This window comes from Pseudoalteromonas piscicida (genome assembly GCF_000238315.3).
Lineage (GTDB): Bacteria > Pseudomonadota > Gammaproteobacteria > Enterobacterales > Alteromonadaceae > Pseudoalteromonas > Pseudoalteromonas piscicida.
The window spans coordinates 1972740-1987253 of the sequence record NZ_CP011924.1 but is presented as its reverse complement, the minus strand read 5'-3'; the positions used below and the strand labels follow the sequence as shown (position 1 = coordinate 1987253).

At 39.5% G+C, this 14514-nt stretch carries 9 protein-coding genes and 1 pseudogene; 7 read left to right on the top strand and 3 right to left on the bottom strand.

Features of this window, described 5'->3' with window-relative positions:
- Nucleotides 1–55 precede the first annotated feature (55 nt).
- The 5 genes from PPIS_RS09195 to PPIS_RS09175 all read left to right on the top strand — a co-directional run bounded on the left by PPIS_RS09195 (nucleotide 56) and on the right by PPIS_RS09175 (nucleotide 3598).
- Nucleotides 56–1147, top strand: coding sequence for a PIN domain-containing protein (locus PPIS_RS09195; protein ID WP_010378850.1), 1092 nt, complete (start codon nucleotides 56–58; stop codon nucleotides 1145–1147).
- Nucleotides 1148–1255: 108 nt separating this feature from the next.
- On the top strand, nucleotides 1256–1747 hold the full coding sequence (locus PPIS_RS09190) for a hypothetical protein (protein ID WP_010378853.1): 492 nt from the start codon (nucleotides 1256–1258) through the stop codon (nucleotides 1745–1747).
- Between the two features lie 44 nt (nucleotides 1748–1791).
- Entirely contained in the window at nucleotides 1792–2019 is a 228-nt protein-coding gene (locus PPIS_RS09185; RefSeq protein WP_010378855.1) for an HTH-like domain-containing protein, read from the top strand.
- A 136-nt stretch (nucleotides 2020–2155) separates the two neighbouring features.
- Entirely contained in the window at nucleotides 2156–3109 is a 954-nt protein-coding gene (locus tag PPIS_RS09180) for a DUF2971 domain-containing protein (protein WP_010378858.1), read from the top strand.
- 102 nt (nucleotides 3110–3211) lie between these two features.
- On the top strand, nucleotides 3212–3598 hold the full coding sequence (locus PPIS_RS09175) for a hypothetical protein (RefSeq protein ID WP_010378861.1): 387 nt from the start codon (nucleotides 3212–3214) through the stop codon (nucleotides 3596–3598).
- A 482-nt stretch (nucleotides 3599–4080) separates the two neighbouring features.
- Here PPIS_RS09175 and PPIS_RS09170 read toward each other — a convergent pair.
- The 3 genes and pseudogenes from PPIS_RS09170 to PPIS_RS09160 form a co-directional block, all read right to left on the bottom strand.
- Nucleotides 4081–4752: pseudogene (locus PPIS_RS09170) on the bottom strand (transposase); the annotation flags it as partial.
- 304 nt (nucleotides 4753–5056) lie between these two features.
- Nucleotides 5057–6100 carry an IS110 family RNA-guided transposase gene (locus PPIS_RS09165; RefSeq protein ID WP_010378863.1) on the bottom strand — a complete coding sequence of 348 codons (1044 nt, stop codon included), beginning with the start codon at nucleotides 6098–6100 and terminating at the stop codon, nucleotides 5057–5059.
- A gap of 382 nt (nucleotides 6101–6482) precedes the next feature.
- Nucleotides 6483–8843, bottom strand: a complete 2361-nt coding sequence (locus PPIS_RS09160) for a DNA polymerase II (protein WP_010378865.1) — start codon at nucleotides 8841–8843, stop codon at nucleotides 6483–6485.
- Nucleotides 8844–9218: 375 nt separating this feature from the next.
- Here PPIS_RS09160 and PPIS_RS09155 point away from each other — a divergent pair, with 375 nt between their 5' ends.
- Together PPIS_RS09155 and PPIS_RS09150 are read left to right on the top strand one after the other, a co-directional pair.
- Complete coding sequence (locus PPIS_RS09155; protein WP_010378866.1) at nucleotides 9219–10874, top strand: DNA polymerase II; 1656 nt, start codon at nucleotides 9219–9221, stop codon at nucleotides 10872–10874.
- A 380-nt stretch (nucleotides 10875–11254) separates the two neighbouring features.
- Complete coding sequence (locus tag PPIS_RS09150; RefSeq protein ID WP_010378868.1) at nucleotides 11255–14122, top strand: TonB-dependent receptor plug domain-containing protein; 2868 nt, start codon at nucleotides 11255–11257, stop codon at nucleotides 14120–14122.
- Nucleotides 14123–14514: the final 392 nt, after the last annotated feature.

The window sequence follows — 14514 nt, the reverse complement described above, 5'->3', positions numbered from 1 at the left end:
CGCTGAGCGCGGCGTTAGCTTCTTCAGTGGTCACTCAATCAAAGTGAAATCTATTATGAATGTTTTTATTGATACGAACGCTTTTTTTAATAATTGGTTTGTAGGTAATGTTAATTTTAAACTCCTGTTTCACTACTTAAATAATGAAAACTTAGACTTGCTCTTATCTGAGTTGGTAGTGCAAGAGGTCAATAACATCAGGAACAGGGAAGTTGATGCATCGAAGTCGGAAATTAAAAAGCATTTTAAACGCTTACATAAGTTAAATAGTGGAAGTATTGGGGTATCAATAGAAGATATCTCCACATCCGAGTACGATATTAGATCGATCTTGGAAGGTAAAGTACATTCAATAGAAAATATTGACTATGAGGGGATATCGCAGAAAGAAGTTGTACAGCGAGCTTTAAATGTCACTAAACCATTTACTGATGGTGAAAAAGGATATAGAGATACTTTGATTTGGTTATCTTTTCTAAAATACCTAAAAGACAATGCAATAACAGGAGATGTAGCATTTATTACGGATAATAAAAGTGACTTTTTTGAAAAGAAAGGTTCAAATTTAGTTTTAAATGAAGATCTTCAGAAGGATATTACATCTCTGAAAATTGGCGCAACCATTAAGCCTTATCTTAAGGTCTTTGATTTTAATAAAGATAATGTAGATCAAATAGCGAATGCAGTAAATAAATATGAAATCCTAGATGATGAAGAGGACTTCCTAATTGAGGAAACAGAAAGTTACTTAAACTCTATGTCTAATTCTGAACTCAGTAATCTATTGGGCTCTAGAGTTTTTGGAGAAAAGCTTACTGAAGTCATTGATATTAAATCAGATATTTTTGAAGGACTAGAAGATCCTGAAGTAAATTATGTTAGTGAATTATCAGGCTCAAGCGTTTATATCAGTTGTTTTTATGAGGTGAGAAGAGTTGATCTAGTAGTATCTATCGACTTAGTAGAATTTAAGCAGCATGTAGATGATATTGAGAATATAAAGGCACTTTATAATATTGAAATTGATGAGGATACAGTAAACCTTTCTTTCATATTTAGGTTATATATAGATGCAAGCTTTGAATATGATACAACGTCTGAAACATGTTCAAATTTAAGTATTGAGCAATTATCAGCTCGAAGCTAACAAAGTTGTAAACTCGGACAAAAAACAGTTGGCTTTGTTCGTGCCTCAAAAAATTTTAGCCAACTATTTTTAGCCAGTTACAACAGCGTTATAACTCATGGAGGAACTGTGTACTTTTACTTACCGATTTATAAAGAGACGAAAGAGCAATTTGAAGCGCGGTACGAAAAAGCTTTCACTAAGAGAGTCTCAGAACTTGAAGATCAAACAAGCGGAGATGTTAGTGCAAGAATGAAGCTTATGATGAAAGATCAATTAGCTAAGGAAATGGGAAGGAGTTGGCGAGAAAACCATGCGATAGGCTGGATTAGAATAGGTAAAGGAAAAGGGGGCTTCACTTTTATTATTTCGAAATCTAATCCCGAAAAGCCTCGGAGCCCAAAGCGTTACTTTGATTTAATCCCTCCAGATAAGTGCTATGGTAGTTATCATGTGATTTCCTTTGAAAGTTGTACAAATTCAGAAGCAGTTTTGAAAAAGTTTGAAAGTATCTTCTCTGAAATTGTAGAAGACACTCCATTTAAAGGATGTTTCGTCGATTACAGCCAAATTAAAAATTTGGCTGATTTTATTGATTGGAAATCACTTATCGAAATGTGAGTAATAATAAGCTGTTATAACTCATAGCAAAATTTAGAGTATTCGTGAATACAAGTGAATTAATCGAACATATTAAAAATGAAGTTGCTCAAGCCGCATTGGATAAAAATAAAGATGCAGTAAATATGTACCTTGTTGTTAAATATGCGGAGCAATTGAGAGAAATAGATCCAATTGATTTCGCTTTATCAATTGGCCGTAACGAAAGTTACGCTACAGAGTTTCGAAAAGGTTTAAAGTTAGCCACTATCATTAACGAACGTGGCTTGTAACTAATTGAGTTATAGCAAGTGCCTAAACCAAGGGACGCAAAACAGCAGGCTTGCGCTCCTTCGTCGCTAATTTTAGCCTGCTATTTTACGCCGGTTAGGCAAGCGTTATATTTTTTATCCTAAGAAGAGGCAACCTTTGAAGCAGCTCTTTAAGTATATGAGCAAACCCCGAAACTTTTTCGAAGAGGGTTTTATTCGTCTTTCACAACCAAGTGCTCTAAATGACCCTTTTGAGGCTGCTTTTTGCCGAGAAAGTTTGGATGACTTGGCTAGCCACTTTGATGAATCTACATCTTGGGATTCAGAATATGGTGAGTTGACATTTTCTCAGTACGTCGACTTTAGAATGCACCATATTGGCGTTATAAGCTTTACCGAAAACAAAGAAAACCTTCTTATGTGGGCGCACTACGCAGATGAACATAAGGGAGTTGTTGCTGGTGTTGCACATTTACCAGCAGTCGGTTCAATTTTTGAAAACCTATTTAGAGCTGACTCTTTTATAAACTCCGCTTGGGGTGAAGAGTGGTCGCAGTTTGATGGTGTGCCAAAGCCTGTTTCATACAGAAAAGGGTTGCGATACCGGAATGACAAGTTTGATTATGACTATTCAAATATATCGGCAGAAGGTGCTGATAGGATTCTTTATGAGGTGTTCTTACAAAAGAGCGATGAGTGGATTTATGAACAAGAACACCGTGTTGTCCTAAGGTTAGAACAATCTGACAGAATAGAAATTCCCAACCTTGATATCATTAGTAATGAACGTATCAAAAATATAATAGGAGCTTCGTCATACTCCGTTATAAACCCTGAAAACAACTCATGTTGTGTAAACCTTTACGAGATTTCTGATGATGCTGAGAGAACTGCTGTGGCAATGGAGCTGGCTAAGCTTAGCCAGAACCCACAAGTCATTTATCAGATGAAATTGTCATCAAGCTCAATAAATAATTGTTTGATAGGTTTAAATTCTGAAATAACTAAAGCTGATGTGCAAGGTAGTTATGCGCTTTCAACTGGATACTTAGATACTTGGAAAGCCACAAAGAATATGGACTATTACAGCATTGAATTCGAACAAATATAACAAGCGCATGTTGCATCAGCCATTAAGTGGCTTGGACGGCTTTTACGCTCCTCCCTCGCTACAAAGCCGTCGCAAATGTGAGCGTTATAGTTTCTGGGAGGAATGGAGTTGCGAATAGTTTTGGCACTTTATTTTGTATCGTTTTTCAGTAACGCTACGTCATGCCATATCACTAACAAACAGTTTGAAAAATGGAACCAACAGTATTCCCATTTATTTCAAATTGAAAAAACGAACAAAGCTAATGATCTTAGCGTTATTACTTCGCTTCCGAAAACTATCGATGGCTTAAAATTTCAAAATGCTGCTGTTTTCAAGGGTAGCTTGGGTAACCCAACCTTTTTTACACCCATGCAAGCAGTCAACGAAAATGGCATTTTGAAAGTTTGGTTTACTGCAATAGCTAAATCCAAAGAGCATTATTTTTTAAGCTTCAGCTATGGTCAAGACTGCGGTATTTCGGTTAGTCTGCCAGTAGAATTAAATTGAAAATATAACACATATGAACCTTATCCGGTCAAGTAAGCATAACGATTCTTTTTAGCTGCTTTTAAGCAGCTAATTTGCATTGGCAACGCTTAAACCTGTTCAACTTCGTTATGTCGGTTAGCCGTTAAATCGTTTACGGCAAACACATATAGAGGGTCTCTTATTGCGATCTCATCGCTGCCTAAATCAGTCGATACAACTTATCGTTTAGGGCCACTAGACATTCATCGGTTAACCTTAATCTTGCACTACTCAAGGGGATGGCTCATTCGTCCAGTTAGTTAAAGGCTCAGCTAAGGTGTAAACGATTCAATTCATTGCTTAAATAAATGCGCACCAATGGGGTGTCTAATCAAGGCCAAATAGCTTATTACTTCGACAACACTTACCTGTAAAATTCAGCTATTACTGACAAAAACACAAATAATGCATGGTTGTTCGTGCTTATCTAGTTAGGTGTAGAGCTCACCCCATTGTGCGACTTAGCTTTTTAAAAAGCGTTCATCGTCGAATACCGTTTTGTTCTTAAGCATAAAATAAACACAACGACCGAGCTTATGGGCGAGCACTGAAAGTGCTTTGGCTTTGCTCATGCGTTTTTGTAATTTGTTTAAGTAGCACCGAGCTTTGTCATTTCCACGTAAATAAAGTACAGCGGCTTCACTGAACGCCCATTTCAAGTGTCCATTTCCAATTTTATTGCCGCTGGTGCCATAGGTTTTGCCAGCAGATTCTGCTTTGCACTTAACTAGTCGACAATAAGATGCAAATTTTTGAACAGACTCGAAGCGGTTAATATCACCAATTTCATACAAAATAGTCATGGCTAGAATAAGACCAATACCTGGTATGGTTCGCAGTTGTGCGTAATAGTTTGGTTGATGCTTTTTAGCTTTGCTCTCTAAATAATATTCAAGTTTTTTAAGCTCTTCTGCGTAGGCATCGAGGATGGCTAAATCAAAGTTAACATTGCGTTGTACGGCTTGGTCGTCAAAACGCGTTTGGAATTCTTGTCGAACACATTTGTTTTTCATGTGTAATTCGAGTGGCGGGTAGTTGTACTGGCTATTTGTGTTAACTATATGCGCTTTCAGTTGTGCGCCATGCTGAACCAGTCGCGTTCGTCTGCGAAGTAAATCGCGTGTTGAACGCATATTATAAATCAGTCGATACAACTTATCGTTTAGGGCCACTAGACATTCATCGGTTAACCTTAATCTTGCACTACTCAAGGGGATGGCTCATTCGTCCAGTTAGTTAAAGGCTCAGCTAAGGTGTAAACGATTCAATTCATTGCTTAAATAAATGCGCACCAATGGGGTGTCTAATCAAGGCCAAATAGCTTATTACTTCGACAACACTTACCTGTAAAATTCAGCTATTACTGACAAAAACACAAATAATGCATGGTTGTTCGTGCTTATCTAGTTAGGTGTAGAGCTCACCCCATTGTGCGACTTAGCTTTTTAAAAAGCGTTCATCGTCGAATACCGTTTTGTTCTTAAGCATAAAATAAACACAACGACCGAGCTTATGGGCGAGCACTGAAAGTGCTTTGGCTTTGCTCATGCGTTTTTGTAATTTGTTTAAGTAGCACCGAGCTTTGTCATTTCCACGTAAATAAAGTACAGCGGCTTCACTGAACGCCCATTTCAAGTGTCCATTTCCAATTTTATTGCCGCTGGTGCCATAGGTTTTGCCAGCAGATTCTGCTTTGCACTTAACTAGTCGACAATAAGATGCAAATTTTTGAACAGACTCGAAGCGGTTAATATCACCAATTTCATACAAAATAGTCATGGCTAGAATAAGACCAATACCTGGTATGGTTCGCAGTTGTGCGTAATAGTTTGGTTGATGCTTTTTAGCTTTGCTCTCTAAATAATATTCAAGTTTTTTAAGCTCTTCTGCGTAGGCATCGAGGATGGCTAAATCAAAGTTAACATTGCGTTGTACGGCTTGGTCGTCAAAACGCGTTTGGAATTCTTGTCGAACACATTTGTTTTTCATGTGTAATTCGAGTGGCGGGTAGTTGTACTGGCTATTTGTGTTAACTATATGCGCTTTCAGTTGTGCGCCATGCTGAACCAGTCGCGTTCGTCTGCGAAGTAAATCGCGTGTTGAACGCATATTAGCAGGATAATTGTAAGCCAGCGGGAAGTTGCCACCACGCAATAGACTAGCGATTTTATAAGAGTCAATCTTATCGTTTTTGGCTTTACCACCGTGAATAGCTTTCATGTAAAGCGCGTGACCAAGCACAAAATCAATATCATGTTCAGCACATAAATCACTCACCCAATACCAACAATGCATGCATTCAACACCGATAACGATATCTTCGAGATAGGGCGAAATCAGTCTAAGTAATTCATGTTTATCAGCTTTTATTTTCTGATGAACAACTTTATTACCACGCTCATCAATAATGCAAACGTATAAAATGCGTGCATGAAGGTCAATTCCGCAATAATATTTATGAAAAGTAGTATAGAATTTCATTGAGCTTTCTCCTTTGGGTTTCGTCGCCTTGAAGTTTAGCTGTTCGCTAAACTTCGGGGAGAAGGTTCAATAAGTATCAAGCCAATTAAGCGCGGGACTGCTAAAGCTTGGCTCAGTTCCGCTTCGCTACACTAGTTTAGCCAAGCATTTCCAGCCTCTTATTAGGGCGTTACCAACGACGGAGTTTGGCACAGCGGCAACTTCCGGCTCTAAATTGTTTTTGTCCAGAAACGAGTTAGAGAAAACGTCCGATTTAAGTTTATAGCTGCCTGTTAGATGAACTCTAAACCTTTTCATCTATTGTTAGAACAGATATGAACTGATTCGACTTAATATTGATAAATGCTTGATATAACAGCTGGTACTTGTTGTTTTTATAAAATTAAAAAAGCCCTAATTGAGGCTCAATAAGTTGCTTAAAGCTGTAGCCAACAAAAGGTAAGATAGCCTCAGCAATAGGCTTAAGCTGTTTATCTACATAGTGTTGATAGTCAATAGAGCTTTCCAAAAACTCTTTTGGTTCTGGACCATTGATAGTTATTAAATACTCGATACGGCCTCGGTTTTGGTACTGCAGCGGTCGTCCTAATTGTGCGTTTTTTTCATCAGCTATCCGTGCCGCACGAACTTGAGGTGGGACATTTTTTTCGTACTCATGCAATCGTCTCCGTAACCGCTTCTCATAAGTCAACATGTGATCAAATTCGCCCATGTGGGTTCGTTCAACTATGTTTCTCACATAATCACATGGATTTTGGTTATGAAATACCATCATATAAAGGTTTTTCTGAAACTCTTGAGCGAGAAGCGTCCAGTCTGAACGAGCACTTTCAAGACCTTTAAAGACAATTTGCTCACCGTTTCCTTTACTTACTAATCCGGCATAGCGCTTTTTTGACCCAGCTTCTGAGCCGCGAATCGTTGGCATCAAAAATTTACGGTAATGTGTTTCATACTCTAACTCCAAAAATGAGTTAGTCCCAAAACGTTGCTTTAGCTCTTGTTTCCACCAAACATTTATTTTTTTAATGAGCTTCTTGCCAATATTATCAGCTTGTCGATCAGAATGGGCTCTATTAAGAGCGACAAAAATTGAGTCAGTATCGCCGTAGATAACCTCGTAGCCTTGCTCTTCTATCAGTCGCTTAGTAGTTTTCATTATTTCGTGCCCGCGCATAGTAATACTTGAAGCCAAACGAGTATCAAAGAAGCGGCAGCCTGAAGAGCCCAACACACCATAGAAGGAGTTCATAATAATTTTTAAAGCTTGAGAAAACGCATGTTCATTACTTTTCTTTGCTTGGTCACGAGCTTGCCAAATATCTTTTACCATTTGAGGTAAAAAATGCTTTGTTCTATGAAACTGTCCACCACGGAACCCCTTGATAGCACTATCTTTTGTATTGCCCACAGGCAGTTTAAGCCCTTCTATGAGTCCAACCGGATCAATAAGGAATGAACGAATAATTGCAGGATAAAGGCTCTTATAGTCAAGAACTATAACTGAATCATATAGTCCAGGAATGGAGTCCATAACATACCCCCCCGGAGAAGCAGTCCAATCTTCTGGGTGCATATTGGGAGCTATATAACCCGCACGATGTAGCTGTGGTAGGTATAGGTTAGTGAATGCTGCGACCGAGCCACCGACGCGATCTAATTCAAGGCCGGTCAAGCAGGAACGTTCTATTGCAAAATCTAACAGGTGGGTTTTTTCAAAGATTTTATTGACTAAAATACAGTCTTGGAGATTGTACGTGGCGAGTAAAGGCTTGTCCGAGAGAAACATTTCATTTATCTCTTCCATTTGGTCATTTTTATTTCGAATAATTTTGCCTTCACCTAACAAGTCTTGTGAGACGGATTCGAGAGACCAAGAGCGGAAATGGTAGGTCGCTGTTTTGAGCATATCTATACCATCGATTACAACTCGTCCTGGGATTGTAATAAAGCCTTTTTGGTTATTACCTGAACGAAAAAATGCATTACTGTTTTTACGACCAATGGCCAGTGATAATTTATTATTTAAGGCGCGTTGGTCTAACAGGCGAAAGTCGAAATCTATAATGTTCCAGCCAATGATGACATCAGGATCGAATAGCTGAAACCATTTGTTGAGCGCGAGCAAAAGAGATGATTCATCTTTTACCCATTGTATCGGTGTCTCCGCTGGCTCAGGTTGGCCAATCATAATTACTCGGCTATCCCTTTCGCAATCCAGCCCAACAGAATAGAGAGCCCCATTCTCTGAACACTCAACATCAAGAGATACTACACACAAGCTTGGTCTGAAATGTCCAGGGCGACATTTGTAGGCAGAAATAAAGCTGTGATCACGATGTATGACTTGATGTCCTGTAAACTCAATACTTCCTTTAATAAATCTTTCCATCAAATATCTGTCAGAAAGGCGAATATCACTTTCGTAAACAACGACGCTGTTCTGTTCAAGGATTTTGACAGCTTTATTAGCATCCCGAATAGTCGAGAAGTAACAAGCTGCGACAGAGTAATTTTGAAACGTTTTCAGAGGTAAAGGTTTTATTTCAAACTTGATGCTTTGATAGATGAATAATGTCCTAGCTCTTTGGACATCGCTAATTTCGATAAAAAAGGTTGGGCGCTCTCCCTCAATCTCAAGCTTTACGGGCCCGTGAAGAGTTGAAATCCAAAGCTCGATAACTGTTCTGTCGCCTTTGTCTTTTGCTTGCTGGGTTAAAATAAAACCATCATTGATGTTCAATCGACTACCTGAATTACTTTGAAATGTATTTCTACCTTGATGATGATATCAAAAATCCTTGGACAAAAGGGGGGGATTTTAATATCGGGTAATTAGAGGGTATGTAGTGGTCAACTAACTTGGCCCTTCTAGACTTTTGTGAATACTTTACTGTCCTATAAGTTTTTAATATGAATTGAATTAAGGTCAACAAATTCTCTAAATTTATCTAGTTTACAAATTTTAGCAGTCATTCTACCTAGTAATAAATAAGTCAACGTTGACTCCTCAGTATTAGCACCATCGACCCTAGAGATGAGCAATTAAGTTTATGTATATTTTGGTATTTTTCTTTTTAATAATTCTAAAGTCAACAAATTCCCTACAGATAAAAACGTGATTGAGTTCGATGCCGCAATACTTGTGGAACGCGCACAGGCTAACGGCGTTGCACTTGCGATAGGACGAGATGGCGGAGCGATGTCGACCTTCAAAGGTAACTATACCCGGGTATTTATTCCGGGGAGAGTGATGCTAGATGGCATCGATATGATGAAAAATGCGACCTATCATTTTGAAACATTTAAACTGAGCTTTGTAGCTGAGAAGATTTTGGGTACTTCCAAGCTTATCGCACAGGATGACAGGCTTGAGGAAATCATCAGGCAGTTTCATCATGATAAACCGGCGCTCGCAGCTTACAACTTACAAGATTGTCAATTGGTGCTCGACATTTTTAGTAAACTTAACTTGCTTGACTTTGCTCTCGCTCGAACTCAGTTGACGGGACTGGAACTCGAGAAAATGGGCGGCTCAGTCGCTGCGTTTACTAACTTGTATTTACCGTTACTGCACCGTAGTGGTTACATTGCACCAAATTTATCTGAGCATGGCATTAACTTTGACAGTCCCGGCGGTTATGTCATGGACTCAAAGCCGGGCCTCTACCAAAATATTTTGGTACTCGATTTCAAAAGCCTCTACCCCTCAATTATTCGCACTTTTTGTATTGATCCGATGGGGTTAATAGAAGGATTACAGCATCCTGAACATGCCATAGATGGCTTTAATAAAGGTAAATTTAGTCGCACGGAACATCATTTACCGGGTTTAGTCGCAGCGCTTTCCAGCGCACGTGAACAAGCTAAATTAGACAAAGACATGATGCTCTCGCAGGCGATAAAAATCATCATGAACAGTTTGTACGGCGTACTTGGGTCTAAGGGGTGTCGGTTTTACGACCCTCGTCTTGCGAGCTCGATAACGATGCGCGGTCATCAGATTATGCAGCAAACGCGAACCTGGGTTGAACAGCTTGGATATGAAGTGATCTACGGCGATACCGACTCAACTTTCGTCTGTTTACCTGAGCCTTTGAGTAGCGAAGCGTGCCAAACAATCGGCAAGCAGTTGATGATGGAAATCAACGAGCGCTGGCGCGCACTGCTGATGGACAGCTTTGGCCTTCACAGCCATTTAGAAATAGAGTTTGAAACACATTATAGCCCTTTCTTTATGCCCACCATTCGTGGCCAAGAAGTCGGCTCTAAAAAGCGATATGTTGGGCAGATCACCGAGCTTGGTAAGCAAAAGCTGGTTTTTAAAGGAATGGAGACCGTGCGTAGTGATTGGACGGAAATTGCAAAGGAATATCAACAAGCAATTATTCGCGCGCTGTTTGATGGGCTCGACACCGTTGAGATCACCCACCAATACATAAATGAGATTTTCGCTGGAAAAGTAGACGAAAAACTCGTTTATAAAAAGAAGCTTGGTAAGTCTGTTGAACTATATACAAAAAATATCCCTCCCCAAGTAAAAACGGCGAAACAGGCTATCGAAGATGGATTGTTGCAAACCGCCAAAAAGGGGGCACAAATACCGTACTATTTAAGTACCGATGGACCCAAGTTTGCGCAGCAAGGCAAGCTCGTAGATATTGATTATTATCAATACGTTGAAAAGCAAATTCTGCCTATATATCAGATGCTTCCCAATGCTTCTAAGCTATCAATTCGCTCAGATGGGCAGCAAAGTTTCGATTTGCTTTAATTGAGATCGTGCTATCAAACTTTCTGCGTCCTCCACTCTTAAAATTAATTAGTCAGTTAAATACACTAAAATAAAGTTCCCTTTTTGTTAACTAAAACTCCCTCCTTTGCTCGTTTATTGCTCTATTGTTTCGTTTTTGAGGATTTTTCGATTTTGATTTCAATTGAAAGTATATTTTATTCTTTTAATTCAGCTTGTTGTGGTTTGTTTTTGTTGTGCCTTAAATTGGTAATTGCAAAAAACAGTATAATTAACCTTGATCATTGGTCTGGAGTTTGTTTAATATCTTGCCCCTAATGTTGCTATTTTAGAAATTAACAAGGCAACAAAATAATAATTAATACAAGCTGTTTACAATAAAACAATCCAGGGTGATTCACATGCTAAACAATAAGTTAACTAAGGCGGTTCGCTTAGCGATCGCGTTTGGTGGCGCTAGCGCTGCCGTGTTTGCAACCAATGCAGTTGCTGAAGAAGAAGGCGCGAAAAGCGTTGAGCGCATTGAAGTTACAGGTTCTCGCTTAAAACGCACTGACCTTGAATCTACTGCTCCAATCACAGTTATCGGCGGCGAAGCGCTAGGCGATATGGGTATCAGCAACGTTGGTGAATTTGTTCAATCAAACCCAGTTATGTCTGGATCGCCAGCAACAACAACGCGTAACAACGGCGGTAGTGGTGGTGTATTCGTAGAACTACGTGGTCTAGGTTCAGAGCGTACGCTAGTACTTATCAACGGTCGTAAGCCTGTAAGCTCAGACTTCCAGAATATTCCTGCTGCAATGATCGACCGTATCGAAATTCTAAAAGATGGTGCTTCGGTTGCATATGGTTCTTCAGCAATGGCTGGTGTTGTAAACATCATCACCAAAAAAGAACTTACTGGTGTTGAAGTTAAAGCAACAACGTCTTGGTATGACATGTTTAGTGGTGGTAAAGAGCAAAGCTTCCAACTAGTTGGTGGTAAAGAGTTCGATGCAGGCCATATCACAGTAGGTTTCGATTATACCAAGCAGGATCCAATCTATCAGGGTGATGTGAAAGACGTTAACTTCTTCCAGTATCCTTGGCAGGTGCTTTCAGAAGAAGGTGCTAAGAGTTTTTACGAGAACGGTTTAATCCCAGATGGTGACAATGCGAACGTATTCATTTTAGGTTCGGGTTCTACTCCTTGTGGTAATTTCTACGTTGAAGGTAAAGGTAACTTTACTAACGATAAATGCCCAAGTGGTGGCGACGGTAAGCCTTCTCTAAGTGACATGCGTCCATTTGTCGGCGGTGGTGAAGTAAACGATACTTACAACTACAACCCAGTAAACTTAATGCAAACACCTTTTGAAGTGATTAACTTCTTTGTTGATACTTCATTTGAATTAAACGATGACCTTGTTGTATATACAGAAACACGCATCAATAAGCGTACTTCAAAACAGGAACTTGCGGCTGTACCTTTCGACACAGCCTATGATCCAGGCTATGTAGTTACTCTTTCAAATGGTTCGACGGCTAACGGTGTATCAGCTGATAACTACTACAACCCATTCGGTGAAGATGTTTATCGCTCTCGTCGTCGTATGCTTGAAGGTGGTCGTTACTTTGAACAAGATTATGTACGTTTCCAACAAGTTGCAGGTCTAAAGGGCGCAATTAACGACAACTGGCAGTTCGATGCTTACTACAACTATGGTGCAAATAGCCTTCAAGATACTGACTTTGGTCAGCTTTACGGCCCACACCTAGCAAAAGCTTTAGGTCCATCATTCAAAGATGACGCTGGCAATGTGGTATGTGGTACGCCTGACGCACCTATTTCTGATTGTGTATCGTTAAATGTATTTGGTGGCCCTGGTACTGTGACTCAAGAGATGCTTGATTACATTACTGCACCACTAGGCGATCACTACAATGATTCATTCCACCAAGTTCGTGTAGACGTGTTTGGTGAGCTATTTGAAGTTCCAGCAGGGTATGTTTCAAGTGCATTTGGCCTTGAGTATTACACCACTGAGTTTGAACAAGTAAATGATTCCGGTAAGTTCTTTGATTCAGTGACTGGTAACACCAGCAAGCCACTAACAGGTCTATCTAAGAACTACACAGCTGCATCAGCAGAGTTCTTAATCCCATTAGTGCGTGATTTAGGTGTTGAATCCGCAGATTTGACGCTAGGTGCACGCTATGACGACTTTAGCACAACGGGTTCAAACTTCTCTTGGATGGCTAAAATTGAGTCAAACATTTTTGATGGCTTAAAGTTCCGTGCAAACTATTCCGAAGTATATCGTGAACCAACACTAAGCGATTTGTATTCGCCAGAGCTTGATTCATTTGAAAGCGCTTCAGATCCGTGTTCTGCGGCAAACATTGGTGGTTTATCTGCAGCGGGTCAGGCTAAATGTCTTGAAATGGGTGCTCCAGCTGGCGGCCACAACAGTGCTGATGCGCAAGTTCGTACACGTTTAGGCGGCAACACAGGTGTTCAATCTGAAGAAGGTGAAACATTCACTATCGGTTTTGTTTGGGCTCCTGACTTTGTTGAAAACTTAGGTATTACTATTGATTATTGGGATATCAACATTGACGGTAAAATTGGTTCTCTAGCAACTGATGATATTCTGCAGGGTTGTTATGCCGGTCTTATCGAAGATATGTGTGCAAAAATCTCACGTGGCTTTGATGGCTCAGTTGACCGTGTAGACAGTCGTACAACAAACTTACAAAGCATGACTGCTCGTGGTATCGACCTTGATGTGAACTATTCATTTGACACAGACTTCGGTGCATTTGTAGCTAGCGTATCATGGACTCACTTCCTAGAGCGTGGCGAAGAAAACTTTGATGGTGAAACGGGTACATTTATTGTTGAAGATTTAGTTGGTAGGTTTGAAGATGATACATCTTACTTTGAAGACAAAATCTTATTCAATTTACGTTATGACCTAGACAACCTACGTGTTGTGTGGGCTGCAAACTACCAGTCTGGTCTTGAGTACGGTGATCTAACTTACATTAAGCGTGATAACTATGATTCATTAGCAGGTTTAGTTGCTAAAGTTGATTCGTACGTGTACCACGATTTAACGGCACAATACTCATTTGATACAAACACAACGGTGCAAGCAGGTATTCGCAACCTAACAGACGAACTACCTCCTTATATCGAAACAGCGTTCAACGCGAACACTGACGAAAGTAACTTCAAGCTATTCGGACGTCAGTTCTTCTTAGGTATAACTCAGAAGTTCTAACCGAAATTTAGCAATTTTGACCCAAATCGGCCTCTGTTGAGGTCGATTTTTTAATTTCCCACTCGAGCTTGCCTCTTCTTGTAGTAACCCCACCCAATTTATAACAAATTCTTTGATGCGTGTTTATTTTATTGTAGATATGAATTTTCTATGTTTATCGAATGTTACTCATTACTGTGTGTAAATGTAGTGTTTGTGCTTTTATTGTTGCGTGAAGTGTGCTTTTTTGCGATGAATTACAAAAGTGATAAAAAAAGTGAACTTATTTTTATATTTATAACACCATGAAAACAAAAGGGAAAAGTGGGATTTAATGTTAAAATTATGCCTTTTTGGGTTTATTTTATGAAATGATTGTTGACCCTATGTTGGTACTAAAAGTAGTATAACCA